Origin of the sequence: Lentzea rhizosphaerae (assembly GCF_042649515.1) — a bacterium.
GTDB lineage: Bacteria > Actinomycetota > Actinomycetes > Mycobacteriales > Pseudonocardiaceae > Lentzea > Lentzea aerocolonigenes.
The window spans coordinates 235,502-260,215 of record NZ_JBHRZI010000030.1 but is presented as its reverse complement, the minus strand read 5'-3'; the positions used below and the strand labels follow the sequence as shown (position 1 = coordinate 260,215).

Sequence of the window (24,714 nt, the reverse complement as noted above, 5' to 3'; positions counted from 1 at the left end):
CGGCGCTTTTGTCCACCTCAAGTGGACAAAAGCGCCGTTCATCACGTCAGGGGCCAGGTGTGGACGGGCTCGTTGGCGTGCATCAGTTCCACGTAGGAGCGGAGCATGGCGCGGAGAGCGTCGGCGCGGTCCAGGTGCGAGTGGTCGTAGTGCCGGTGGAACTCCCTGGCCTGCCAGGTGGCGCCGTTGATGCCGGACAGGCACCGCTGCTCGATGACGCCCAGCAAACGGTCCCGCTCCGCCGAGTCGACGCCCCACCGGATGAGCCCTTCGTGCGCGAGCGGCAGCAACCGGCGCAGCACCAGCTCGACGACCGGCACGGTGCCCACGCCCGGCCAGTACATCTGCGCGTCCATGCCGTTGCGCGAGGCGGCGTTGAAGTTCTCCTCGGCCGCCTGGAAGCTCATCTGCGACCACAGTGGACGCTCGTCCTCCGCCAGCGCTCGCACGAGTCCGAAGTAGAGAGCAGCGTTGGCGAGCGTGTCGACGATCGTGGGACCGGCGGGCAGGACGCGGTTCTCGACGCGCAGGTGCGGACGGTCGCGCACCACGTCGTACACCGGCCGGTTCCAGCGGTAGATGGTGCCGTTGTGCAGCTTCAGCTCGCTCAGACCCGGCGTGTCACCGTGGTCGAGCACGGCGAGCGGGTCCTCTTCGTCACAGATCGGCAGCAGCGCGGGGAAGTAGCGGACGTTCTCCTCGAACAGGTCGAAGATCGAGTTGATCCACCGCTCGCCGAACCACACCCGCGGGCGCACGCCCTGGGCCTTGAGCTCGTCGCCGCGCGTGTCGGTCGCCTGCTGGAACAGCGCGATCCGCGTCTCGCGCCACAGCTCCTTGCCGAGGAAGAACGGCGAGTTCGCGCCGATCGCCACCTGCACGCCCGCGATGGCCTGGGCGGCGTTCCAGTAGGCGGGGAACTGCTCCGGCGACACCTGGAGGTGCAGCTGGGTGCTGGTGCAGGCCGCCTCGGGGACGATCGAGCTGGCGGTCAGGTGCAGGCGCTCCACGCCGTCGATGGAGATCTGCAGGTCCTCACCGCGCGCGGCCAGCACCTGCTCGTTGAGCAGCGCGTACCGGGGGTTGCTCGACAGCTGGTCGGGAGTGACGTGCTTGCTGCGCAGGGTCGGCAGGATGCCGTTGATGACCATGTGCGCGCCGATCTCGCGCGCCTTCTCCTCCGCCTTGTTGAGGCTGCGGCGGACGGTCTCCTCGAACGCCGTGATGCCGCCGCCCGCGAGCCGGCGCGGCGCCACGTTGATCTCGATGTTCCACTGGCCGAGCTCGGTCACGAAGTCCGGGTCGTCGATGACCTCGAGCGCCTCGTGGTTCTTCATCGCCGGGTCGCCGTGCTCGTCGATGAGGTTGATCTCGATCTCCAGGCCGGTCATCGGCCTCTCGAAGTCGAACCGCGCCTCACGCAGCATCCGGGCGAACACGTCCAGGCACCGCCGCACCTTCGTGCGGTACCGAGTCCGGTCCTCGCGCGTGAACTCGTGCTTCGCGACGTCCTCGCCCATGGTGGCCTCCCGGCGGTCGAGGGTTCAGCTCACCACTGTGCACCATGGTTGATCAATCCGACACCCGTGTCTCTCGGTGCGGGACGGCGATGGCGGTGACAAGGATGTCTCCCTGCACGAGCCAGCGGCCGTCGAACCCGGCCACGGGGGAGTCCGGCAGCAGGATGCGCGAGTGGAACGTGCCGTCGGCGCTCAGCGTGATGTCGGCGTCCTCGAAGCCCAGCCACCGCTGTGTGACGGGGTACCACGCCTTGTAGGTGGACTCCTTGGCGCTGAACAGCAGCCGGTCCCAGCAGATCTTCGGGTCCTCGGCCTTCAGCCCTGGCATCCGGTCGAGTTCCGCCGGGATCGCGATGGCCCCGAGCACGCCGTCGGGGGCGGGGGCGTGCGGCTCGGCGTCGATGCCGATGGTCTGGAAGTCGGCCCGGTGCGCCAGTGCCGCGGCCCGGTAGCCCGAGCAGTGAGTGAGGCTGCCGACGACGCCGTCCGGCCACAGCGGCTCGCGCTTCGGGCCGGGCAGGATCGCGGCCGGTTCGACGCCGAGCAGCCGCATCGCGTCGCGGGCGCACGCGCGGGCCGTGCCGAACTCGTTCCGGCGTTTGGGCACCGCGTTGCCGAGCAGCGACTCCTCCTCGGGGAAGAGTTCGACCGGCTGCTCGTCGTTGTACCGCTCAACCGCCGCGACGGGCGGGGGAAGTAGTTGTTCCAGCACTTATGACTCCCGCAGGACGTCGTGCAGCTTCACCTGTGTGGTGCCGCGCGGTTTCCACTCGCGCGGGTAGCCGAGCGAGACCTCGTCGAAGCGCACGCCGTCGTAGTGCGTCGTGCGGGGGATGTGCAGGTGGCCGTAGACCATCTCGACGGCGTTGAACCTGCGGTGCCAGTCGGCGGTCAGCGCCGTGCCGCACCAGAGCGCGAACTCCGGGTAGCGCAGCACGAACGTGGGGTCGCGCACCAGCGGGTAGTGGTTGATCAGCACGGTGGGACCGCTGACCGCTTCCAGACGTTCCTCGGTCTCCTGGACGCGTGCCCGGCACCAGGCCTCACGCGACGGGTACGGGTCGGGGTGCAGGAAGTACTCGTCCGTGCACACCACCCCTGCCTCGTGCGCGATGGCGAGGGCCGACTTCACGTCCGTGGCGCCCTGTGGCCGAAAGGAGTAGTCGTAGCCGAGAAACAGTGGACAGACAGTGACCGGTCCCCTCGGACCGGGGAACGTGACGTACGGGTCCTCGGGAGTGATCACGTCGAGGCTGCGGCACAGCTCCACGAGCTGCTTGTAGCGCATCTCGCCGCGGGCCTGGTTCGGGTCGTCCTTGGTGGTCCAGAGCTCGTGGTTGCCCGGAGACCAGATGAGCCGGCCGAACTTCGGGCGCAGCTGGGCGAGGGTCTGCTCGATGTCCGCGAACTTCTCGCCGATGTCCCCGGCGATGATCAGCCAGTCGCTCGGGTCCGGCGGAGCGATCGCCTCAACCACCTGCCGGTTGTCCTGGTAGGAGACGTGCAGGTCGCTGGTGGCCAAAAGCTTCACAGTCGAACGGTACTTCGCGCGTCAACGACTCGATCATGATCGGCCAATCGGCCACCCGATAGTGGGGCAAGTGCCACGACCGGTTATCCGTTCGTCGCAGACCGTGCGCCACTCGTCTCAACAGGGCGAGCCGCGCACCGCCGCGGCACGTCCGCTCACCGCCTTTCATGGCCTACCTCCTTACCTGTTTTCTGAACCCCTTCTTACTGTGAGCGCTGTCACCTGACGGAAAAGTCCTGGCGGAGGACCACACCATGACCGAGTCACAGTTCGCACGCACCCCGGACCCGCGGCTCGCGCGGCAGGTCCCGGCCCGTCAGGTGCCCCCACGAGCCGTCCCCCCGCGCCAGGGCCAGGTCCCGGTCCGCTACGGCCAGCCGGTGGACCCGCGCCTGGCGGCGAACCCGTCGTTCCGCCGCACCGTCGGCGCCGAGATCACCCGCCACGCCCAGCAGCAGACCTACGCCGTCCCGCAACGCCGCACCACGGCCGAGGACACCGCCCTGGCCACCCTGCTCCGCTCCCGTCAGCGCGCCGAGTCCGCCCGCCAGGACCCGCGCCCCGCCGACGCCGCGCCGCGCCAGGACACCTGGATGCGCGTCGGCGCGTGGCCCGAGACCGGCGACCCCGGCCGCGGTGACGTCATCGACCAGCTCTCGGCCCGCCTCGTCTCGCCCAACCTGTGGGCCGTGGTCGAGCCGCTGATCCCGCCCGCCAAGGTGCGCCGCCAGGGCGGTGGCCGTGGCCGCGTGTGCAACCGTTCGGTGTTCACGGCGATCGTGTTCGTCCTGTCGTCCGGCTGCGCGTGGCGGCACCTGCCCGCGTCGTTCGGCGTGACCGTGCCGACCGTGCACCGCCGGTTCCAGGAGTGGACCGACCTGGGCCTCTGGGTCCGGTTGCGGCGCGCGGCGGCCGAGGGCGCGTGCGGCACCGACGAGCTCGACTGGGTCCGCGCGGTGCTGGACGCGGCGGACCGTCGTGCCGCGAAGGCCGCCGGCTGAGGATTCTGGGGGTGCGCCGGGGTCGCCACGAGGAAGGGTGACCCCGGTGCCTCACATGCCGTTGATCCCCGCCTGGTACTTCGGCACCCGCACCGTGATCTTCGTGCCGAGCCCGCACGCCGTCTCCACCACGAGCCCGTACTCGTCGCCGTAGACCCGCCGCAGCCGCTCGTCGATGTTCCCGAGCCCGATCCCCGCCGACTCGTCGACCTGCCCGGCCAGCGTGCGCCGCAGCTTCTCCGGGTCCATCCCGATGCCGTCGTCCTCGATGGTGATCTGCGCTTCGGCACCGCTGTCGTTGGCGTAGATCTGGATGTGGCCGGGCTCGATCTTGCCCTCCATCCCGTGCCGCACGGCGTTCTCCACCAACGGCTGCAGGCACAGGAACGGCACGGTCACCGGCAACACCTCCGGCGCCACCTGCAAGGTCACCTTCAGCCGTTCGCCGAACCGCGCCCGTTCCAGCGCGAGGTACTGGTCGATCGACCGCAGCTCCTCGGCCAGCGTCGTGAAGTCGCCGTGCCGCCGGAACGAGTAGCGGGTGAAGTCGGCGAAGTCGAGCAGCAGCGTCCGTGCGCGCTCAGGGTTCGTGCGGACGTAGGAAGCGATGGCGGACAACGAGTTGTAGATGAAGTGCGGCGAGATCTGCGCGCGGAGGGCACGCACCTCGGCCTCCACCAGCCGGGTCCGCGACCGGTCCAGCTCCGCGAGCTCCAGCTGCCCGGCCGCCCACCGCGCCACCTGGTTCGTCGCGCGCACCAGGCCCGCCGACGCCTCCCGCGAGTACGCCGCCAGCGTGCCCACCACGCGGCCCTCGACGGTCAGCGGCGCCACCACCGCGCAGTTGATCGGGCAGTTCGGTTCGGTGCAGCCGATGTCGAACGCCTGGGTGCGGCCGGTGAGGAACACGTCCTCTGCCTGGGCCATGGCCTCGGCGGCGTGGTGCTCGGACACGCCCTCCCACGCCACGACCTCCGTCTCGTCGGTCAGCGCGAGAGCCGGGGTGTCCAGCAACGTCCGCAGGTGCCGCGCGGACTTCTTCGCCGCGTCGGGCACCAGGCCCGCGCGCAACGGCGGTGCCGCGGACCAGGCGGTGTGCAGGGTCTCGTAGGTGACGCGCTGGGCCTCGGTCGAGAGCGACTGCCTGTTGCGCGTGCCCCGCCACAGCACCAGCACGGCCGCTCCGCCCACGATCAGGATCGCGGCGGCGGTGAGGAAGTCCTGCATTTCACAACACCTCTAGCTTCGCTCGTCCGAGGCGCCCGCGCCGTCCAGCCCGAGGTTCTCGGGCGCGTGGAGCTTGACCATCGTGCGCTGCACGCCCGGTGGCACGTGCCGCTGGGTGAGCAGGGAGACGACGTACATGACCGTGAAGCCCAGCGGCACCGTCCACGCGGCAGGTCGCGAGAGCAGCACCTCGTACCAGGCGTCGCCGGTGTCGGTGAACATCGTGACGAGGCCGGCGGTCAGCGCGGGCACGCCGCCCGCGAGCATGCCCGCGATGGCACCGATCGTCGTGATCCGCGACGACCAGATGCCCAGCATCAGCAACGGGCACAACGAGGACGCGGCGACCGCGAACGCCAGACCGACCATGTCCGCGACCGGCATCCCCGTCGCCACGAACGTCATCGCGAGCGGCACGAGGCCCGCGAGCATCGTGGAGATCCGGAACCCGCGCACCCCGCCGAGCCGCAGCACGTCCTGCGACAGCACGCCCGCCAGCGACACGACCAGACCGGACGACGTCGACAGGAACGCCGCGAACGCGCCGCCCGCCACCAGTGCGCCGAGCAGCTGGCCGCCGATGCCCTCGATCATGCGGGTCGGCAGCACCAGCACCACGGCGTCGGTCTGGCCGGTCATCAGCAGCTCGGGCGTGTAGAGCCGGCCGAGAGCGCCGTACATCGGCGGCATCAGGTAGAAGACGGACAGCAACCCGAGCACGATCAACGTCGTGCGGCGCGCGGCCGTGCCGTTCGGGTTGGTGTAGAAGCGCACGATCACGTGCGGCAGGCCCATGGTGCCCAGGAACGTCGCGATGATGAGCGAATAGGCGCCGTACAACGGGAAGTCGGCGCCGCTGGACATCGGCAGCGACCACGTCTCGTTGGTGTTGTGGTCCATTGTGGACATGTGTGGCACGGGAACGCCCTGGGGGAACGTGAACTCCGAGCCCTGCCCGATCCGGTGGTAGCCGTCGGTCAGCGTGAGGCCGGCGTTCTCGACGCGCGTGCCGTCGATCTCGCCGGTGCCGTTGATGAAGATCGACTGTTCGGCGTGGATCACCGTCTGGTGGCTGAAGGTGACCCTGGTCTCCGCCGGGAACTCCGGGTATTTCGGCTCGGTCAGCGACTTCGCGCCGTGCACCTGCCACGCCACGATCAGGAACACGATCGGCACGGTGATCGCGGTGAGCTTGAGCCAGTACTGGAACGCCTGCACGAACGTGATCGACCGCATCCCGCCGGACATCACGTTCACCGTCACGACGACGGTGACGACCAGCGCACCCACCCAGTCCGGTGCGCCGGTCACCGTGTTCAGCGTCAGACCGGCGCCCTGCAGCTGCGGCAACAGGTACAGCCAGCCGATCGCGAGCGCCAGCACCGACGCGACCCCGCGCACGACGCGGGAGCGGAAGCGGGCCTCGGCGAAGTCCGGCAGCGTGTACGCGCCGGACCGTCGCAACGGCGCCGCGACCATCGTCAGCAGCACCAGGTAACCCGCGGTGTAGCCGACGGGGAACCACAGCATGTCCGGCCCGTAGGCGAAGATCAGCCCGGCGATGCCGACGAACGACGCTGCCGACAGGTACTCGCCGCCGATCGCGGAGGCGTTCCACCACGGGGAGACCGTGCGCGAGGCGACGTAGAAGTCGGACGTGGTGCGGGAGACGCGCAGCCCGTAGGTCCCGATCAGGATCGTGCCCAGTGCGACGACCAGCACCGCCACGATGGCGTACCCACTCGTCATGGACGTTCGACCAGCTCCGCGAACTCGCGCTCACTGCGTTCGGCCTGCCGCACGTAGAACCAGCCGGCCAGCACGAGCATCGGGAACGTCGCCACGCACAGCAGGAACCACGGCAGCCCGAGCCCGAAGACGCGGACCTTCCCGAGCTCCGGGTCGATCGAGAACAGCAGGGGCAGCAGGCCGAGCGACCCGCACGCCACCAGGCACACCGACAGGCCCAGCCGCCGTTGTGCCCGGATCAGGGTCCGCATGTAGACGGCGCCGAGCTCGCTCTGCTCGTTGATCTCGCGCGTGCCCGAGTACGGGCGGCGCGCACGGGGTGCCCGCGTGCGCGGACTCGTCACCACCACGCGCTGGGCCGGCCCCTTCTGGTGCGGTGGTGGCGTGGTCACGACCCGAGTCCGTTCCTCGGTTGCGCGACCCCGGCGGGCGCGGCATTCCCCTGCACCGGCGTCGGCCGGGCGCGCCGCACGAGCAGCTGCCGCAGGTGCCGCGCGTGCCGGCGGCTGACCGGCAGCACCGCGCCGCCGATCGTGACGCTCAGGTGCCCGTCCTCGAGCCGCAGCTCGTCGATGTGGCCGAGCGACACGAGGTGGCTGCGGTGGATGCGCACGAACCCCGCGCTGCGCCAGCGTTCCTCGAGCCCGTTCAACGCCGCGCGCACCAGCCCGCTGCCGGTCGCGGTGTGCAGGCGGGCGTAGTCGCCGTGCGCCTCCACGTACCGGATGTCGGCGAGGCGGATGAAGCGCGTGACGCCCCCGAGCTCGACGGGGATGACCTCGTCACCCATCTCCGGCGGCGTCGCGTTGGCGGGCTGCGCGGGAGTGGGCGTGGTGGGCTCCGACGCGTTCTTGGAGTCCCAGACCTCGTGGACGATGCGGTGCACGGACTCGGCGAGCCGTTCGGGCCGCACCGGCTTGAGCAGGTAGTCGAGCGCCTTGAGCTCGAACGCCTCCACAGCGGGCTGCTGGTGCGCCGTCACGAACACCACGGGCGGCGGCTGCGCGAACCGCGACAGCACCCGGGCGAGGTCGAGACCGTCCAGCCCCGGCATGCGGATGTCGAGGAACACCGCGTCCAACGGCTGCCCGGCGTCCATCGCGCGGTGCAGCACCCGAAGCGCCTTCGTGGCGTCGGTGACCGCCTCGACGTGAGCGATGCGCGGATCGCAGCGCAACAGGTACACGAGGTCTTCCAGCGCGGGCGCCTCGTCGTCGACGGCGAGCACCCGGAGGGAGCGCTCGAGGCTGCCACGTCGATCCGGCCCCTCGCAGATGGGGCAGGGCAGACCTGAGGTCATTCGAGATCGAGTCCAAACTGTGTACGGCCGATCCTCACGTGGCGGCGATTAGACCACGCTCGGTCATCGCGCGCCTGGTGAGCCGAGGGCGTCGGATACGCGATCATGCCCCTTCACGGAGGGTGACCCGCCTCGGGGGTCTGGTAGCCCGAAGTGTGCACGGCCGTACCCCTTTCCGTCCGCCGAGCCCGATCGGCCGCATCATCCGTCAGGCGGAGGACGTGCGGAAACCCTCCGAACGGGTGCGTCTCGGATGGCAGACGGAAACCGTCTCCGACGATCTGCCGTCAGTGCTGGCGAACGGCCCGCGGCTGGGCGGCCAGGGCGTCACCGAGCGTGATCTCCAGCTCGATGAAAGACTCCTCGGCCCGCCGCGCGGCCACACTCACCGACGCCGCCGCTGCAGGCCCGACGAGCCGGCGCGTAGGAGCACGCAACGCCTGGATGGCCTCGGACCACTGGTTCGACAGCTTGGCGAGACCGCTCAACGCGGTGACGAGCTCGTCGGTGTTCTCGGGCGGCGACGCGATGATCTCCGCCAGCCGGTCGCGCAGCGCGTCCAGTGCCGGGTCCACTTCAATCCTCCCGTCGTGCGCGCCAGAGGGTGAGGACGAGTGCCAACATTTCCCCCACTGCGCAACACCATATCTCGACCGCTGAGGGCCGGCACAATGATGTTGCCGGACCTTCGGCACCCGGTCAATCACGCGCGCATTCCGTCTCAACAGGTGCTCGTCTCAACTGGCGTGCCCTGTAGTTGAAACTAAAATTACCGCATTTAGCCGATCGTGCCTGGTAGGCCAGGTGGCGCCATGGCTGTTGGGCCGAACCGATGTGTCGCGGGTCGCATCAATCACGGCATTGCGTTCGGGGTAGTGCGACTTCTCGGGCGCGGCATTAACTCTTTTGCCGGAGTTCAGTCGTTCGGGTTCATACATCGTTATCTGACGGTTCTCCTCGCGTCGGCCGGATCCTGATTCGACACCGGCGCCGCGTCGGGCGGTCACCTCTCGTTCGACAGAGTCGATGGTCCCCTCGTTTGAGCACGTTCGGTTCTGCGGGTGAGAACCGCGGACGGAGGACGCTGATCGGAGCGTTCGACTCGTGGCAGGAGGTGTCCCGGTGGCGTGGTTGGGGAAAAGACGACGGACGTGGCTCGTGATGAGCGCGGTCATGTGCGCTGCCGCAGGCTTCACGCCCGCACCCGCGCACGCGGTTCCGGCAATCGTCGACCTCGGCACCCTGCCGGGCGGCAGCTACAGCACGGCGGTCGCGATCAACGACCCCGGCGCGGTCGTGGGTTGGTCAGGTACCGCGGACGGCCAGACGCACGCTGTGCGCTGGGACCCGGCGGGAGGGATCGTCGACCTCGGCACGCTTCCAGGCGGCAGCTACAGCACGGCGTTCGCGATCAACAACGCGGGCGTGGTCGTGGGTGAGGCCGGCACCGCGAACAGAGACGTCCACGCGGTGCGCTGGGACAGGCAGGGACGCATCAGTGATCTCGGGGCACTGCCTGGTCACTCTCGCAGCATGGCCGTCCAGATCAACGATGCGGGCGAGATCATCGGGCGTTCGGCGGTCAACATTCGTTCCAATTCGCACGGTGTGCGCTGGGACAGCAGCGGCCGGATCACCGATCTCGGCTACGAGAGCCGCGTCCACTCGATCAACAACGCGGGAGTGGCAGCTGGTGACTCACCTGCCCGGGAGCCTGTCACCTGGGACCGCCGCGGTCGGACGACCACATTGGACAGTGGTGGTGGCACGGCCAGCGCCAATGCCGGGATCAACGACGCCGGTGTGGTCGCCGGCGTCGTGGGAGGACCCGACGCGACCTCTCACGCCGCGCGCTGGAACCGGCACGGCGACCTCGTCGATCTCGGTTCGCTGCCAGGACAACGCGACAGTTGGGCTGCGGGCATCAACAACGCCGGAACGGTCGTCGGCACCGCGGAGGCGGGGATCGCCGCCCGCCACGCGGTGCGGTGGGACCGGCGCGGACGGATCACTGACCTCGGCACTCTCGGCGGCAACCCGGGGCCGGGCCCGCCCAGCAGCCAAGCGGTCGCGATCAACGACGCGGGCGTCGTGATCGGTGCGGCAACGACGAACAGCGGGAACAACGCCGTCCGGTGGGACAGGCACGGGCGGATCACCGACCTCGGCACGCTCGGCGGCAACTCGAGTTCGGCTTACGCGATCAACGCGGCGGGCTCTTCCGTCGGCGTGGCTTACACCGCCGATGGCACGTCGCACGCCGTGTTGTGGCGATCTCCGTAGGACCTCACACGCCGTCAAGCGTTCGCGGAAGGAAGGCCGGCGTGCCGCACCCCCGGAAGAGGCGGCACGCCTGCGCGTCACCGAGCAGCGGGCCGCCTGCGCCGTCGTCGGCGTCGAGCACCTGACCCTCACTCCGCCCGCTGGTACCTCGTCCCCGGGATGGCCTTCGGCGCTACCCACGGCGTTGACGTCACGGTGAACCGCTGCGCCGTGGCACCGGTGGAGTTCTGACCGGCTAGAGACGGCCGACGTCCGTGATCGTCACGGCCGCCTCGCCCAGCTCGTCCGACGCCGCCAGGTCGATCTCCGCGTTGAAGCCCCAGTCCTTGTCGCCCGCCGGGTCCTCGAAGATCTGCCGGCACACCCAGCGCTCGCGCTCCACGTTGATGATCAGGAACGCCGGGCCGCGCGCGTTCGGGCCCGCGCCGATGTCCGAGTGCTCCTCGAAGTACGGCTCCAGGGCGTCCATCCACTCCTTGGCCGTCCAGCCCGACTCGTGGTCGAGCTCGCCGAGCGAGTACCAGTCGCGCTTCGCGGCCAGCTCCACGCGGCGGAAGAGGGCGTTGCGGACCAGTACGCGGAACGCGCGGACGTTGCGCGTCACCGCCGGTGGCAGGTCGACGCGGACCTCCTGCTCGGGCGCGTCCGGGTTCGTGAGCTTCTCCCACTCGTCGATCAGCGACGAGTCGACCTGGCGGACCAGCTCGCCGAGCCACGAGACCAGGTCCTGCACCTCTTCGGTCTTCGCCTCCTCCGGGACGGTCTGCGACAGCGCCTTGTAGGCGTCGGCGAGGTAGCGCAGCACCAGGCCCTCGGAGCGCGCCAGGCCGTAGAAGGACACGTACTCGGTGAACGTCATCGCGCGCTCGTACATGTCGCGCACGACGCCCTTGGGGGACAACGAGTAGTCGCCGACCCACGGGTGGCCGCGGCGGTAGGTCAGGAACGCGGCCTCGAGCAGCTCGCCCAGGGGCTTCGGGTACGTGACCTCGTCCAGCAGCTCCATGCGCTGGTCGTACTCGATGCCTTCGGCCTTCATCGCGCCGATCGCCTCGCCGCGCGCCTTGTGCTCCTGCGCGGAGAGGATCTGGCGTGGATCGTCCAAAGTGGACTCGATCACGGACAGCACGTCCAGCGCGTAGCCCGGCGCCTCGCGGTCCAGCAGCTCGATGGCGGCCAGCGCGAACGGCGACAGCGGTTGGTTCAGCGCGAAGTTGAACTGCAGGTCCATCGTCAGCCGGAAGTCGTCACCGGCGCGTTCCACCACGCCCGCCGCGACGAGCGCCCGGTACATGGCGAGCGCGCGTTTGATGTGCTTGAGCTGCTTCGGGCGGTCCTCGTGGTTGTCCTCCAGCAGGTGCCGCATCGCCTGGAACGCGCCACCGCCGGGGCGGCCGATCACGTTCAGCAGCATCGCGTGCGAGACCTGGAACGACGACGTCAGCGGCTCCGGTTCGGCGCCCACGAGCCGTTCGAACGTCGACTCGCTCCACGACACGAACCCGTCGGGGGCCTTCTTGCGGACGACCTTGCGGCGCTTCTTCGGGTCGTCGCCCGCCTTCGCCAGCGCCTTGATGTTCTCGACCTCGTGCTCGGGCGCCTGCACGACGACGGTGCCGACCGTGTCGTAGCCCGCTCGGCCCGCCCGGCCGGCGATCTGGTGGAACTCGCGCGCCTTCAGGATCCGGGTCCGCGTGCCGTCGTACTTCGACAGCGCGGTGAACACGACCGTGCGGATCGGCACGTTGATGCCGACGCCGAGGGTGTCCGTGCCGCAGATGACCTTCAGCAGACCTGCCTGGGCGAGCTGCTCGACCAGGCGGCGGTACTTGGGCAGCATGCCCGCGTGGTGCACGCCGATGCCGTGCCGCACCAGCCGCGACAGCGTCTTGCCGAACCCCGACGAGAAGCGGAAGTTGCCGATCATGTCGGCGATCGCTTCCTTCTCCGGCTTCGAGCAGACGTTGACGCTCATCAGCGACTGCGCGCGCTCCAGCGCCGCGGCCTGGGTGAAGTGCACGACGTAGATCGGCGCCTCACGGCCGTGCAGCAGGTCTTCGATCGTCTCGTGCAACGGCGTGGAGACGTACTGGAAGTTCAACGGCACCGGGCGCTGTGCCGACCGGACCACCGCCGTCGACCGGCCGGTGCGCCTGGTCAGGTCCTTCTCGAAGAACGTGACGTCGCCCAGCGTCGCCGACATCAGCAGGAACTGCGCCTGCGGCAGCTCGACCAGCGGCACCTGCCACGCCCAGCCGCGGTCGGGCTCGCTGTAGAAGTGGAACTCGTCCATCACGACCTGGCCGACGTCGGCCTCGGCGCCGTCGCGCAGCGCGATGTTCGCGAGGATCTCCGCGGTGCAGCAGATGATGGGTGCCTGGTCGTTGACGCTGGCGTCGCCGGTCATCATGCCGACGTTCTCCGGCCCGAACACGTCGCACAGCGCGAAGAACTTCTCCGAGACCAGCGCCTTGATCGGCGCGGTGTAGAAGCTGCGCTGGTTGCCGGCCATCGCCACGAGGTGGGCACCGATGGCCACGAGGCTCTTGCCGGATCCGGTCGGCGTGCTGAGGATGACGTTGGCCCCGGAGACGAGTTCGATGACGGCCTCCTCCTGCGCCGGGTACAGCGCCAGGCCGCGTTCGGCGGCCCAGTGGGAGAAGGTGTCGAACAGTTCGTCTTCGTCGGCGATCGAGGTGAGCCGGTCCGTGAGTGCAGTCATCGCAGGTGAACTATAGGTGGTACGCGTATTCGGTGAACTCCCAGTCGGTCACGTACCGCTGGAACCGGGCCACCTCCTCCCACTTGAAGTCCACATAGGACCGCACGAAGTCCTTCCCCAGCACCTCGACCATCGCCGTGTCCTCCTCCAGGTAGGCGAGGGCGTCGGGGAGCGTGGCGGGCAGCGTCGGGGCCTTCGACGGGTCGTAGCCGTAGCCCGCGGACGGCCGCGGCGGCTCGATCCGGTCGCGAATGCCCAGGTAGGTGGCCGCGAGCAGGCCGGCGATCCCGAGGTAGGGGTTGGCGCTCGCGTCACCGAGCCGCAGCTCGAGCCGGGTGGTCTCGCCCCGCTCGGCCGGCACCCGCAGCATCGCGCTGCGGTTGTCGAGGCCCCAGTCGATCAGCCACGGCGCGAGCGAGTCCGGCCCGAACCGCTTGTACGAGTTGACCGTCGGGTTGAGCAGCGCGGCCAGGGCGGGGGCGTGCTTGAGGATGCCGCCGATCGCCCAGCGCGCCTCGTCGCTCAGCCCGTGCGAGGTGCCCGCCGCCTGGAACGCGTTGCGCCCGTCCTTCTCGTGGCACGAGAGGTGCAGGTGGAAGCCTGACCCGCCGCCGTCGTTGAACGGCTTGGCCATGAACGTCGCCAGCCGGCCTTCTCTCCTGGCCAGCTCCTTGACGCTCGTCTTGAACCGGAACGCGCGATCGGCCGCGTCCATGGCGGGCGAATGGACGAGGTTGATTTCGAACTGCCCGCCCGCGTACTCGTGGTTGCCGCCGGTGGTTTGCAGACCCGCCGAACTGAGTGTGCGGAGAGTTCTCAACAGATGACCGTCTGAATCGCCCCTGCGTCCGGTCGCATACACGTTGCCCGGCTCATCGCAGTAGGGGCGCCACCCGTTCGGGCGATCTTCGTCCGGCTCGCAGAGGAAATATTCCAACTCGGGACCGACGACCGGGGTGAGCCCAGTGGTCTCGAATATTTCCAGCGCCCTGCGCAACACCTGCCGCGGCGATTCGTCGACAGGTCTTTCGTCAGCGGGGCTCACCGCGTCGCCGATGCACCACGCCACGCCCGGCTCCCACGGAATCGGGAGGAGCGTGTCGAGGTCCGGGACCACGATGACGTCGGGCAGCCCGGCGTCGAGCACCCCGCCGTTCTCAGCGGTCTTGCCACCGGGCGTGGTGTTGTAAACCGCCCGGCAGAACGACAGACCGCGCTGCGTAACCGCAGGTAGATGCTGTACGAGGACGTCACGGCCCCGGTCGGTGCCGAGCAGGTCCGGAAAGACGACGCGCACCACGTCGATCCCGTCCTCGCCGAGTCTTGCCGCGAGTTCCCGTGTCACCTGTTCACCGACCACGTCGAACTACCTTTCCGGCACAGTGTGTCGCTGGCGCGGAGGGGATAACGTTGAGGGACAAACGCTATCGACCCGTCCGTGGAGCAAGGACCACGATCGGTCCAGTCGGTGCTCCACACTCATCGTCCACCACGGGGCAACAGTCCGTAACTGGACGGGTGACGACTGTCACGAGATCATGCACGATGTGGGATCGTGATCAAAGTGGTTGCGGACCGACTCGCACCACATCACAGACATAGTTCGGAACCGCAAGTATTGTGCCGGGAACACCTGAGCTCGAGCACGGGAGACTTTGAGTTGTCTGGTCACCACACGATTGCCGAGACCGAGAAGGCCGTCCAGGCCAAGCTCGGTGCGGTGCCGCTGCATCGCGAGCAGATGGCGGCGGTGTCGAACATCCACCGCGCCGCCACAGCGATTCGCCAGCACCTCGAGAACTCGGTGCTGCGCACCAGCGATCTGACCTGGACCGGCTTCGTCGTGCTCTGGGTCGTGTGGATCTGGGGCGAGATGGAGACGCGCTACGTGGCCGAGGAGGCCGGGATCTCCAAGGGCACCCTGACCGGCGTCGCCAAGACGCTGCAGTCACGGGGCCTGCTGGAGCGCCTCGGTCACCCGACCGACGGGCGTCTCGCGGTCCTTCGGCTCACCCCTGAGGGTGAAGAGCTGATGGCGGATCTCTTCCCCAAGTTCAACGAGGAAGAGGTGTTCGTCTCCGACCCGCTGGAGTCCTCGGAGGCGCAGTCGCTGGCCGAGATGCTCCGCCGCATGGTGACGCACCTCGAGGCCAACGGTGAGCAGCGCCGGTTGGACCTGCGCGGGGACACGCCGCTGCCGCCGCGCCGGTCCGGGCGGCGGGCCAAGCACGGCTGATGTGCTGCGCTTGTTGGGCGACTCACCGGGGGTGAGTCGCCCAATTCGGCGTTGCCGGGTCTGGCCGGTCAGGTGTTGCTCAGGTGGTGGCCTGGCCGGGTCCGGTTGCGTTGGGGTCTTGCTCGATGACGCACAGCCCGGCTTGGCTTCGCACCGCGCCTGCCAGGGCTCGACCTGCATCGCACGCGGGGGCCCTGCGTTCCCTCCAGGGAAACGAAAGGCCCCCGCGTTACCTCAGAGCAGGCTCAGGACGCGGGTGTGGAGGGTGTCCACGTAGTCCTCGGACTCCGGCTTCATCAGCACGCTGCGCAGCACCCTCGCACCGTCCACATCGGCCTCCACCTGCGGGTGCCGTGCCGCGAAGGCGGACTTCGACGCCCGTGCCACGCTCAGGAAGATCGGGTCGACGGCGGCGTTCATGCCGGTTTCCATCACCCGGTGCGAGGCGGCGTCCACGGCCGACAAAGCAAGCGGGCTGGTCCTCGGGAAGTACGTGATGATGTCGAGTTCGGGCTCCTGGTAGAGCTCCAGCTGCTCGGATTCCCGGATCATCGACGCCCACCGGACGGCGGCACGGCGGCCCGCTGCCAGCACCTCGCCCAGGCCATCGCGGGTCAGCGGGAGCAGCCGCAGCGTCAGCCACAACCCTGCCGCGGCCGCTCCGGCTCGGGAGCACTCCAGGCTGATCTCGCCCAGGTGCAGTTCGTCGGACGTGAAGTACGTGTAGGGGGAGTCGTGGAGGTAGAAGCGGCCCACGGACGGGTCGCGGAACAGGACTGCGCCGCAGCCGTAGGGCTGTAGGCCGTGCTTGTGGGGGTCCACCACCACGGAGTCGCACGACGCGATGGCTTCCCATGGGGCTGCGTCGAGGTCAGTGCCTGCTAGCAACGTGAAGAAGCCGCCGTACGCACCGTCCACATGCACCCGCGCGTCGTAGCGGCGTGCTACGTCCAGTACGAGATGCACCGGTTCGATGGCGCCCAATGCGGTAGTTCCTGGCGTGACTACGACTGTGCCGACCTTGCCGCCGCGCAAAAGGTCTTCGAGGGCGTCCAGGTCCATGCGTCCGCGGCCGTCCACGGGCACAGGGAAACCCTCGATTCCGAGGACGCCGCACATGCGTGAGTGCGTGTAGTGCGCCTCGGAGGAGTACGCGACGCCACGGTCCGGATGCAGCGAACGGGCTACGAACAACGCCTCCAGGTTGGCGATCGTGCCGCTGGAGGTGAGGTGGCCGAGGTGTTCGTCGCCGTAGCCGAACATCGACGCCAGGCCCGAGACGACCTCGCGCTCCATGGCGGCGGTCGCGGGGCCGCCGTCCAGGGCGTGGTTGTTCGGGTTGATCAGCATCGCGGACAGGTAGCCCACCACCGCCGCCGGGTGTGGCGGTTTGAGCATCTGGCCGGCGTAGCGGGGGTGGAAGAACGGGTAGTTGTCGCGCAGGCGGTCCTGGAGTTCGGCCAGCGCCGAGCCGAAGACCGCCGGGTCTACCTGCAGTGACGAGTGGGGTGTGAAGGTGCCGTACTCGGCGGTCCACTTCTCGTGGTTGGCCAGCGCCTCGTTGAGCCAGTGCTGAAGGTCCACCGCACACCCCACCCGTCATCCGCTGAATGTTCGAATTTGTACGTTACGGCAGACCCCAGCGGGAAGACGAGCCGTTCGAGACCACATCGCGTGGGGCGACGTCCGGGCGTGTGCCACGTCGTGCGACCACGGCCGTTTGACCTCGGCGAAGCGGGATCTCGATCGCCGAACCCCGCGTCTTGTACTCCAGCCTGCGGCCCCAGCCGTCCCGTACGTCGATCTCTCCGGCGATCCCGTGCTCGAGGATCAGAGGTGAGCCCGCCTCCGAGTGGACCTGCACCCAGTCGGTGCGTCCGCCGGAACGGGAGGCGTCGACCAAGAAGGCGCCTTGCGTGCGCAACGACGAGATGGACGCGTCAGCCCAAGTGGACGACACAGACGGGAAGACGCGCACGACGTCGTTGTGCGACTGGACCATCATCTCCAGCACCGCCTGGCCGGACATGAGCGGCGACTCGATCGCGAGGTTGCCGCCCTCGCGGTAGAAGGAGTTCTCGGTCAGCACGGCGTTCGTGCCGACCTGCTTGCGGTCGAGGAAGTAGCGCAGGAACGACAGCGCCTCCTCCGGCCGGCCCATCGCCGACGCCATCGCGGACGCGGCGCCGTAGCTGTAGCCCGCCCACAGCTGCTGCCGCGAGACCCAGTGGTCGAAGGTCTTGGCGATCAGGTCGCGGTGCTCCGGCATGTCCCACGTGAGTTCGCGCAACGGGTAGAACCACAGCAGGTGCGAGAAGTGGCGGTGCGAGTCGTTGAGCGACACGTCCCGTCCGATCAACACGCCGTTCGGGCCCTGGTGGTACGGCACGAGCCGATTGAGGATGTCGCGCCAACGGGCGTTCTCCTCTATAGACAGCAACGTGCGCACACCCCACCGAATCAGCGAGAGGTCGTACGTCGTGTCCGTGGCGTTCGCGTACTCCGGTGAGCGCGTCTCCGGCAGATGGAGCTTGCCGTCCGTTCCCTCGACGAGGAACCGGGCGTAGTAGTTGACCGCTTTCGTCAGGATCGGGAACAGGACGTCCTTGAGGATCTTCTTGTCCATCGTGTGGCGGTAGCCGAGCCACACGTTGTGGCAGGCCCACAGAAGATTGCCCGTGTGGTCGTTCGGCGCGACTCCGGGCACACCGCAGTAGCGCGGGCCTGAGCGCAACGTGCGGTCGCCGGGGTGGCAGATCGCGTACGAGTTGCCGTCGCGGTACGCCGGGTTCACGTTCAGCTCGAGGTTGTGCTCGAACCTCTTCAACGTCGTCGTCACCGCGTCGAGCTCGTGGTGGTTCGAGCCGTTGACCAGCGGATACGAGATCTGGACGTTGAGGTTCCACCACACGGCCGTCCAGCTGTTGCCCTGCTCGGGGAACCACGGGCCCCACTCGGTGATGACGGGCGCGTCGTCACGGGTGGCGGCGGCCATCTTGTAGAGCTGCAACCAGTAGAAACGCTGCACGAGCTTGTCCGGCACGGACACCAGCGACTTCGAGTAGTAGGCGTTCCACCAGCGACGGTGCTGCATCGTCAGCACCTCGAACGGGATCGACAACGCCTGGCGCACCTCACGGATCGCGTCAGACGTGTGTGTGTCCGCGGGGTGTGTGTACGCCACGTGGGCCGCGAAACGGCCGTTGCGGGTCTGCCAGGCCGTTGTGTAGCCACCGCCCGCGTGCAGGGGCTGTGCTGCGTAGGAGACCCCATTGGCCGTGCCGAGTGTGGGATCGGGATTGGCCGTGTAGTCGGCGGGCCTGCGGATCTGGCGGGTCGTCGACGACTGCAACGGCTGGAAACCCCAGGTCACCTCGCCCTTCACGGACGCGAGGAACGTGCTGCGCGAGTTGTGCACGAGCATCGTGAACGTGGCGCTGCCCTGCGTCGTGGTCACCGAGCCGGTGAGCTCGGCGTTCCACAGGTCGAGCGTCCAGTCGACGGCGGTGATCGCGCCGGCGAAGGCCAGCGTCAGGTAGCCGATCGGGAGCCTGGACAGGCCGACCGCAGCCTCCCAGTGTTCGCGCTGGTCCTGCACCTCGGAGTGGCTGAGCATGAGCTTCAGCTCGTTCGGCGTGCGGCCCTCGTAGACCTGGACGCCCAGGAAACCGTTGGCGAGGAACGGGCTGTCGCCCCAGTTCTTCGGCAGTCTCCGCCACTCCATGCGCGCATCACGAACCACGTCCCGGTGGACGTTGTGACCCGATGTTTCCGGGGGCGCGGGAGCCGCGACCGAGGTGCCCACGCTGAGTGCGGAAGCACCTACGGCCGCGCCTGTCCCGTACAGAAAGGTTCTACGCGACAGCTCTGTCACTGTTCGTCCCTCCGTGCCGTGGCGGCGGCGGAAGGGATCTTACGCAGAATTCATCGGATGACTAGGGCAGCTCGAACCCGGCGTCCTTCAGTGCGGCCCGGGCCTGCGCGGTGAAGAGGAAGTTGTAGAACTTCTTCGCTTCGGGGGTCCCGGACAACAGCGCGACGGGGAACTTGAGGACCGCCGCCGCGGGTGGCTGGTCGCTCACCCGCACGGGAACGGTGAAGAACCCGCGCTCCGGCTTGACGTCGGTGGCGTACACGAACGCCGAGTCGACCTCGCCCGCCTCCAGCTTGGCGAAGGTCTCCTTGACGTCCTGCCCGACGGCCTTCGGTGCGGGCGTGCCCTCGCGGAAGCGGGCGTTGGCCAGCGCCAGCCTGGCCGCGGCGCCGCAGGGGGCCTCCTCGACGCACATGGCGAACGTCGTCTGCGGGTTCCACTCGGGGGAGAACCTGACGTTCTTCGGGTTGTCCTTCCCGATCGCGAGCACGAGCCTGTTCAGTGCGAACACCTTGGACTCGTACTTCATGTTGTCGGGACTGGCGGAGGCGTAGAGATCGACCCCGTCCAGCTGCTTCTCCAGCGCCGAGCTGGCGCCGAAGACGAACTTGACGCGGACGCCCTGCGAGTCCTCGAACTCCTTGCCGACCCGTGTGAAGACCTCGGTGAGTGCCGAGTCCGCGTGCACCGTGATCGCGGGCTTCTCCGGCTCAGGTGCGGGTGAGCAGGCCGCCAGCGCGGCCATGAGCAGCAGTGTGAGTCGCTTCATCTGTGGAACCCCCCCCAGTTCGGCGGCCACCCTAGCGAACCGCGAGGTCGCGCGGTGCGAAGACCTCGTTGTGACCACCAACTCGTACTTACCTGAAAATTGTTGTTGCACACAGCTGGCCATAGCCGCCACCCGGCAATTAGCGTGATCGCTCATGTCACCTGTTGCCATGCACATGAGCGACGGTCTGCTGAACGCGCCGGTGTCGATCGCCTTCCTCGCCGTCGCGGCGGTGGGCGTCGGCTTCGCGCTGGTCAAGGCTCGTGCCGACCTCGACGACCGCACGGCACCGATGGCGGGCCTGGTGGCCACGTTCATCTTCGCCGTCCAGATGATCAACTTCCCGATCCTGCCCGGCGCCTCCGGTCACCTGCTCGGCGGCGCGCTCGCGGCGATCCTGGTCGGCCCGTACGTCGGGGCGCTGTGCGTGACGATCGTGCTGGTGGTGCAGGCGTTGCTGTTCGCCGACGGCGGGCTCACCGCGATCGGCGCCAACGTCACGAACATGGCGCTGATCGGCACCGCGACCGGGTTCGGAGTCGCCGTGGCCCTGCGCAAGCTCGCTGAGCGCGGCAAGGGCGGTCTGGCCGCCGTCGCGTTCGTCTCGGCGTTCGTGAACACGGTGGTCGCCGCGACCGGCTTCGTCGTCGAGTACGCGATCGGCGGCGTCGGGGGAGTGGAGATCGGCAAGGTCGCGCTGCTGATGTGGGGACTGCACGCGCTGATCGGCATCGGTGAGGGCCTGATCACCGCCGTCACCGTCACGTCGGTCGCGGCGATCCGGCCCGACCTCGTCTACCTGCTGAAGGGCAACCGGAAGCCGCTGGAGGTGCGGTCGTGAAGAAGTTCTTCATCGGGTTCGCGGTGGTGTCCGTGCTGATCGCGGGCGTCCTGTCGTACTTCGCGTCCGGGGACCCCGACGGCCTGGACAAGACCGTCGAGGACACCGGCATCGCCGCGCACGCGCAGGAGCACCCGTTCGCGGGCAGCACGTTCGCCGACTACGCGCTCGGCGGCGACGACAAGTTCACGGGTCTCGCCGGCGTGCTCGGCGTGATCGTGGTGCTGGCCGTGTCGTTCAGCCTGTTCTGGTTCCTGCGCAAGAAGACTCCTTCATCTGACCTGGCGGACCAGTGAGCGGTAGCCACCACGTCCTGCACCACGCCGGCGACTCGCCGGTGCACCGCCTCGCGCCCCACGTGAAGATCCTCGTGGCGTTCGGGGCGGTGCTGGGCGTCGTGGCGACCCCGCGCACGTGGTTCCCGCTGTTCGGCCTCTACCTGCTGGTGATCGTCGCGGTGTGGGCCGTCGCACGGGTTCCCGCGCTGTGGTTCGTGAGGCGCGCGGTGATCGAGGTGCCGTTCGTCGTGCTGGCGTTCCTGCTGCCGATCTTCGGCACGGACCCGCGCACCGACTTCCTCGGCCTCTCGGTGTCGGTCGAGGGGTCGTTGGCGGGCTGGAACATCCTCGCCAAGGGCACTCTGGGCGTCCTGGTCAGCCTCACGCTCGCGGCGACCACGGCTCCTGGCGACCTGCTCAAGGGGCTCCAGACGCTGAAGGTGCCCGCGCCGCTGATCATGATTGCCACGCTCATGCTCCGCTACGGCGAAGTCGTTGTGGGCGAGGCGAAACGCATGCGCGTCGCCCGCATCTCGCGCGGCGACGACCCGCGCTTCCTCTGGCAGGCGGGCGCCACCGCGAGGGCGGTCGGCACACTGTTCATCCGGTCCTACGAACGCGGAGAGAGGGTGCACCTCGCGATGGTGTCGCGCGGCTGGACGGGCAAGCCGGGAGGCTCCGCGGTGATCGTTCCGGAGACCCCCGCCGCTCCCGCCCTGGAGGTCTCGAAGCTCGCCTTCGCCTACCCCGACGGCCACCAGGCGCTGTTCGGCGTCGACCTGCGCGTCGAGCGCGGTGAACGGGTCGCGGTGCTCGGCCCGAACGGCGCCGGCAAGACGACGTTCGCCCTGCACCTCAACGGAGTTCTCTCCGGAGGCTCGGGCACGGTGTCGATCGCGGGCCTGGAGGTCACGAAGGCGAACCTGAAGGAGATCCGCCGCCGCGTCGGACTCGTGTTCCAGGACCCGGACGACCAGCTGTTCTGCCCCACGGTCGGCGAGGACGTCGCGTTCGGCCCGCGCAACTTCGGTCTGTCCGATGTGGATGGACGGGTGCTGAAGGCGTTGCAGTCGGTCGGCATGGAGTCGGTCGCGGACCGCTCACCGCTGCACCTGTCCGGAGGCCAGCGCCGCCGGGTCGCGCTGGCCTCGGTGCTCGCCTGCGACCCCGAGATCCTCGTGCTGGACGAACCGTCCGCGAACCTCGAACCGGTCGCCCGCCGCGAGCTCGCCGAACTGCTGTTGTCGTTGGGGCGCACCATGTTGATGGTCACGCACGACCTGCCGTTCGCGTTGCAGATCTGCCCCCGCAGCGTGCTGGTCGACGACGGCGTGGTCGTCGCGGACGGTCCGACCCGCGAAATCCTCGCCGACGCCGCGCTGCTCGCGCGGCACCGCCTCGAACTGCCCTACGGCTTCCGGCTCGACTGAAGCCCGCTCAGCACGATCTCCAGCAGCACGGCGGGATTCCCTCCCTCGTGCAGGCTCTGCAGCATCCCCTTCATCAGCACCACGAGGTCGGTGGCGGTGACGTCGGTGCGCACCGCGCCCGCCTCCTGAGCACGTTCGAGCAGTCCGCCGAGCGTGGCGTGGAGGGCCCTGCGCAGCTCGGGTGACACGGTGATCGCGTCGGACATGTCCCGCTTCACCGCCGCCTCGTCCGCCATCCGCCCGAGGAACGCGAACAACGCCTGCTTCGGGTCCTCCGCGGGTTCGGAGGCCGACGCGATCATGGCCGTCACCCGCGTCTCGGTGACTGCCTGGAACAACGCCTGCTTCGTCGGGAAGTGGCGGTAGACCGTGCCGGGCCCGACCCCGGCCTTCGCCGCGATCTCGTCCAGCGGCACCTCGAAGCCCTGTTCTGCGAACAGCTCCCGTGCCGCGTCCAGCACCTTCTCGCGGTTCCGCGCCGCATCGGCCCTCATCGTTGCCAACCGGGGCGTGCGTTCCGTATCGTCCTAACCGGGGTCACCGTTCCGATTCTAGAGATGGGGGCAGTACCGATGACACGCACACCCGAAGAGATCGTCGAGCACGTTCGCCGGATGGTGGCGGGGGAGGAGACGCACGGCCAGTTCGCCGACCTCTTCGCCGAGGACGGGGTGATGGCGTACAAGTTCCCAACGCACTACCAGCCGGAGGAGATCAAGGGACGCGAGGAGATCCGCGTGTACTTCAACCAGGTCCGCGGCGCGTCGGTGCGGGAGCGCATCGAGATCCAGAGCGTCGAGGCGAACTGCTGGCGCACCAACGACCCGTCCGTGGCGGTGTCCGAGATCGTGCACCGCGGCTGGTCGAAGGTGAAGCAGGACTACTACACGTTCACCGCCGTCGCGATCATCCACTTGCGCGACGGTGAGATCGTCCGCTACGACGACTACATGAACCCGCTGCTGCTCACCGAGTTGCTGGGAGTCTGATGCTCGACCTGCCCGCCTGGTGCGACGAGTGGCTGGGGAGCTCTCCGGTCGACGTGTTCTACGAGCGCGTGTCGATCTCCTCGGTCCACGGTGTGCGGCTGACGGACGGGCGGGAGGTCTTCGTGAAGGCGCGCACGGACGACGGCCGCGCCACGTCGTGCCTGGCGGCGCAGACTTCGCTGGCGGAGCGGGGGTTTCCGTGCCCCCGCCCCCTCACGCCGGTTGTTGTTGTCGGCTCGTTGGCAGTGCACGCCGAAGAGTCTCTGGCGGGTGGATCGATGCTCCGCGGCTCTTCGGCCGAGATCGCTCGGCGCTACGCAGCGGTGTTCGCGCGGTCGATGGCTTTGCTGGCCGATGTGTCCGTTGCACCGCCGGTGCCTGCTCCGCGCTGGGCTCGGTGGGACCACACGGATCCGGGGTTGTGGCCGTCGATCGACTTCCTGGACGCGCGGGACCAGAGTGTGGTGCCGTCGTTCGTGCTGGACGTCGCTTCACTGGTCCGCAAACGGTTGCTCGCCACCGATTTGCCGTGTGTGCTGGGGCATGCCGACTTCGAGGCGCAGAACCTGCGGTGGCGAGACGGCGAGGTGTGGGCCGTGCACGACTGGGACAGCCTGGCGTGGCAACCGGAGGCGGCACTCGTGGGCGCGGCTTCGGGGGCGTTCGCCAACGTGCCGCCGCCTTCGCTGGTCCCGGTCGAGAGTTCGGCGGCGTTCCTGGAGACGTACCAGGAGGTGCGTGGGCGCTCGTTCACCGCGGAGGAGCTGGAGATGGCGTGGGCGGCGAGCCTGTGGACCGCGGTGCACAACGCGCGCTGGGAGGCGTTGCACGGCGATCCTCCGGTGTCTCTTGCAGCCGTTCGTGAGCAGGCGGCCGAACGTCTCCGCAGAGCGAACTGCGGCGTGTGACGCAACACCGCGGCCCGACCGGCCACTTAGGGGTGAGTCCATCAACGAACTCTGGG

21 protein-coding genes and 2 pseudogenes are annotated in these 24,714 nt (G+C 68.8%); 9 read left to right on the top strand and 14 right to left on the bottom strand.

Going from position 1 to position 24,714, the window contains the following annotated elements; all coding sequences use genetic code 11:
* Positions 1-41: 41 nt before the first annotated feature.
* The 3 genes from ACFOWZ_RS35460 to ACFOWZ_RS35450 are packed head-to-tail and all read right to left on the bottom strand — an operon-like array spanning position 42 to position 3,051.
* Positions 42-1,520, bottom strand: coding sequence for a glutamate--cysteine ligase (locus ACFOWZ_RS35460; protein ID WP_382378300.1), 1,479 nt, complete (start codon positions 1,518-1,520; stop codon positions 42-44).
* A gap of 52 nt (positions 1,521-1,572) precedes the next feature.
* Complete coding sequence (locus ACFOWZ_RS35455) at positions 1,573-2,232, bottom strand: 4'-phosphopantetheinyl transferase family protein (RefSeq protein WP_382378299.1); 660 nt, start codon at positions 2,230-2,232, stop codon at positions 1,573-1,575.
* Entirely contained in the window at positions 2,233-3,051 is an 819-nt protein-coding gene (locus ACFOWZ_RS35450) for a metallophosphoesterase family protein (protein WP_382378298.1), read from the bottom strand. It lies immediately after the preceding gene.
* Between the two features lie 593 nt (positions 3,052-3,644).
* Between ACFOWZ_RS35450 and ACFOWZ_RS35445 the strand changes: the two are divergent.
* Positions 3,645-4,040: pseudogene (locus ACFOWZ_RS35445) on the top strand (transposase); the annotation flags it as partial.
* Between the two features lie 63 nt (positions 4,041-4,103).
* Here the strand turns inward: ACFOWZ_RS35445 and ACFOWZ_RS35440 are convergent.
* The 5 genes from ACFOWZ_RS35440 to ACFOWZ_RS35420 form a co-directional block, all read right to left on the bottom strand.
* Positions 4,104-5,279 carry a histidine kinase gene (locus ACFOWZ_RS35440; RefSeq protein WP_382378297.1) on the bottom strand — a complete coding sequence of 392 codons (1,176 nt, stop codon included), beginning with the start codon at positions 5,277-5,279 and terminating at the stop codon, positions 4,104-4,106.
* A gap of 12 nt (positions 5,280-5,291) precedes the next feature.
* Positions 5,292-7,028 (bottom strand): sodium/solute symporter, encoded by a 1,737-nt coding sequence (locus tag ACFOWZ_RS35435; protein WP_382378296.1) that lies wholly within the window; start codon positions 7,026-7,028, stop codon positions 5,292-5,294.
* Positions 7,025-7,420: a hypothetical protein gene (locus tag ACFOWZ_RS35430; protein WP_382378295.1), complete on the bottom strand. Its 396-nt coding sequence runs from the start codon at positions 7,418-7,420 to the stop codon at positions 7,025-7,027. The genes ACFOWZ_RS35435 and ACFOWZ_RS35430 overlap by 4 nt, the downstream gene beginning before the upstream one ends.
* Positions 7,417-8,328 (bottom strand): LytR/AlgR family response regulator transcription factor, encoded by a 912-nt coding sequence (locus ACFOWZ_RS35425; RefSeq protein WP_382378294.1) that lies wholly within the window; start codon positions 8,326-8,328, stop codon positions 7,417-7,419. The genes ACFOWZ_RS35430 and ACFOWZ_RS35425 overlap by 4 nt, the downstream gene beginning before the upstream one ends.
* A gap of 287 nt (positions 8,329-8,615) precedes the next feature.
* Entirely contained in the window at positions 8,616-8,903 is a 288-nt protein-coding gene (locus ACFOWZ_RS35420) for a hypothetical protein (protein WP_382378293.1), read from the bottom strand.
* 586 nt (positions 8,904-9,489) lie between these two features.
* On the opposite strand from ACFOWZ_RS35420, the gene ACFOWZ_RS35415 reads away from it, so the two are divergent.
* Positions 9,490-10,611 (top strand): hypothetical protein, encoded by a 1,122-nt coding sequence (locus ACFOWZ_RS35415; protein ID WP_382378292.1) that lies wholly within the window; start codon positions 9,490-9,492, stop codon positions 10,609-10,611.
* 235 nt (positions 10,612-10,846) lie between these two features.
* On the opposite strand, the gene ACFOWZ_RS35410 is transcribed toward ACFOWZ_RS35415, so the two are convergent.
* Positions 10,847-13,333, bottom strand: a complete 2,487-nt coding sequence (locus ACFOWZ_RS35410) for a DEAD/DEAH box helicase (RefSeq protein ID WP_382378291.1) — start codon at positions 13,331-13,333, stop codon at positions 10,847-10,849.
* Between the two features lie 10 nt (positions 13,334-13,343).
* Positions 13,344-14,678 (bottom strand): glutamine synthetase family protein, encoded by a 1,335-nt coding sequence (locus ACFOWZ_RS35405; RefSeq protein ID WP_382378290.1) that lies wholly within the window; start codon positions 14,676-14,678, stop codon positions 13,344-13,346.
* Between the two features lie 315 nt (positions 14,679-14,993).
* Here ACFOWZ_RS35405 and ACFOWZ_RS35400 point away from each other — a divergent pair, with 315 nt between their 5' ends.
* Positions 14,994-15,569, top strand: a complete 576-nt coding sequence (locus tag ACFOWZ_RS35400; protein ID WP_030474059.1) for a MarR family winged helix-turn-helix transcriptional regulator — start codon at positions 14,994-14,996, stop codon at positions 15,567-15,569.
* Positions 15,570-15,803: 234 nt separating this feature from the next.
* Here ACFOWZ_RS35400 and ACFOWZ_RS35395 read toward each other — a convergent pair whose 3' ends face one another.
* The 3 genes from ACFOWZ_RS35395 to modA all read right to left on the bottom strand — a co-directional run bounded on the left by ACFOWZ_RS35395 (position 15,804) and on the right by modA (position 20,212).
* Complete coding sequence (locus ACFOWZ_RS35395; RefSeq protein ID WP_382378289.1) at positions 15,804-17,153, bottom strand: pyridoxal phosphate-dependent decarboxylase family protein; 1,350 nt, start codon at positions 17,151-17,153, stop codon at positions 15,804-15,806.
* A 43-nt stretch (positions 17,154-17,196) separates the two neighbouring features.
* Positions 17,197-19,293: a glycosyl hydrolase family 95 catalytic domain-containing protein gene (locus ACFOWZ_RS35390; protein ID WP_382378288.1), complete on the bottom strand. Its 2,097-nt coding sequence runs from the start codon at positions 19,291-19,293 to the stop codon at positions 17,197-17,199.
* A 211-nt stretch (positions 19,294-19,504) separates the two neighbouring features.
* Positions 19,505-20,212 (bottom strand): molybdate ABC transporter substrate-binding protein, encoded by a 708-nt coding sequence (modA, locus tag ACFOWZ_RS35385; RefSeq protein ID WP_382378287.1) that lies wholly within the window; start codon positions 20,210-20,212, stop codon positions 19,505-19,507.
* 154 nt (positions 20,213-20,366) lie between these two features.
* Between modA and ACFOWZ_RS35380 the strand changes: the two genes are divergently transcribed.
* The 4 genes and pseudogenes from ACFOWZ_RS35380 to ACFOWZ_RS35365 all read left to right on the top strand — a co-directional run bounded on the left by ACFOWZ_RS35380 (position 20,367) and on the right by ACFOWZ_RS35365 (position 22,761).
* Positions 20,367-21,053: an energy-coupling factor ABC transporter permease gene (locus ACFOWZ_RS35380; RefSeq protein WP_382378286.1), complete on the top strand. Its 687-nt coding sequence runs from the start codon at positions 20,367-20,369 to the stop codon at positions 21,051-21,053.
* Complete coding sequence (locus ACFOWZ_RS35375) at positions 21,050-21,349, top strand: PDGLE domain-containing protein (RefSeq protein WP_382378285.1); 300 nt, start codon at positions 21,050-21,052, stop codon at positions 21,347-21,349. Before ACFOWZ_RS35380 ends, ACFOWZ_RS35375 begins: the two co-directional genes overlap by 4 nt.
* A pseudogene (locus tag ACFOWZ_RS35370) lies at positions 21,346-21,936 on the top strand (energy-coupling factor transporter transmembrane component T family protein); the annotation flags it as partial. The gene ACFOWZ_RS35375 and the pseudogene ACFOWZ_RS35370, both read left to right, overlap by 4 nt.
* Before the next feature lie 36 nt (positions 21,937-21,972).
* Positions 21,973-22,761, top strand: coding sequence for an energy-coupling factor ABC transporter ATP-binding protein (locus ACFOWZ_RS35365; RefSeq protein ID WP_382378342.1), 789 nt, complete (start codon positions 21,973-21,975; stop codon positions 22,759-22,761).
* Here the strand turns inward: ACFOWZ_RS35365 and ACFOWZ_RS35360 are convergent.
* Positions 22,740-23,255 (bottom strand): TetR/AcrR family transcriptional regulator, encoded by a 516-nt coding sequence (locus tag ACFOWZ_RS35360; RefSeq protein WP_382378284.1) that lies wholly within the window; start codon positions 23,253-23,255, stop codon positions 22,740-22,742. The two genes, ACFOWZ_RS35365 and ACFOWZ_RS35360, sit on opposite strands and share 22 nt — an antisense overlap.
* Positions 23,256-23,333: 78 nt before the next feature.
* On the opposite strand from ACFOWZ_RS35360, the gene ACFOWZ_RS35355 reads away from it, so the two are divergent.
* Both ACFOWZ_RS35355 and ACFOWZ_RS35350 read left to right on the top strand, forming a co-directional pair.
* Positions 23,334-23,750: a nuclear transport factor 2 family protein gene (locus ACFOWZ_RS35355; RefSeq protein ID WP_382378283.1), complete on the top strand. Its 417-nt coding sequence runs from the start codon at positions 23,334-23,336 to the stop codon at positions 23,748-23,750.
* Positions 23,750-24,658 (top strand): phosphotransferase, encoded by a 909-nt coding sequence (locus ACFOWZ_RS35350; protein ID WP_382378282.1) that lies wholly within the window; start codon positions 23,750-23,752, stop codon positions 24,656-24,658. The genes ACFOWZ_RS35355 and ACFOWZ_RS35350 overlap by 1 nt, the downstream gene beginning before the upstream one ends.
* The last annotated feature ends 56 nt before the right edge of the window (positions 24,659-24,714 follow it).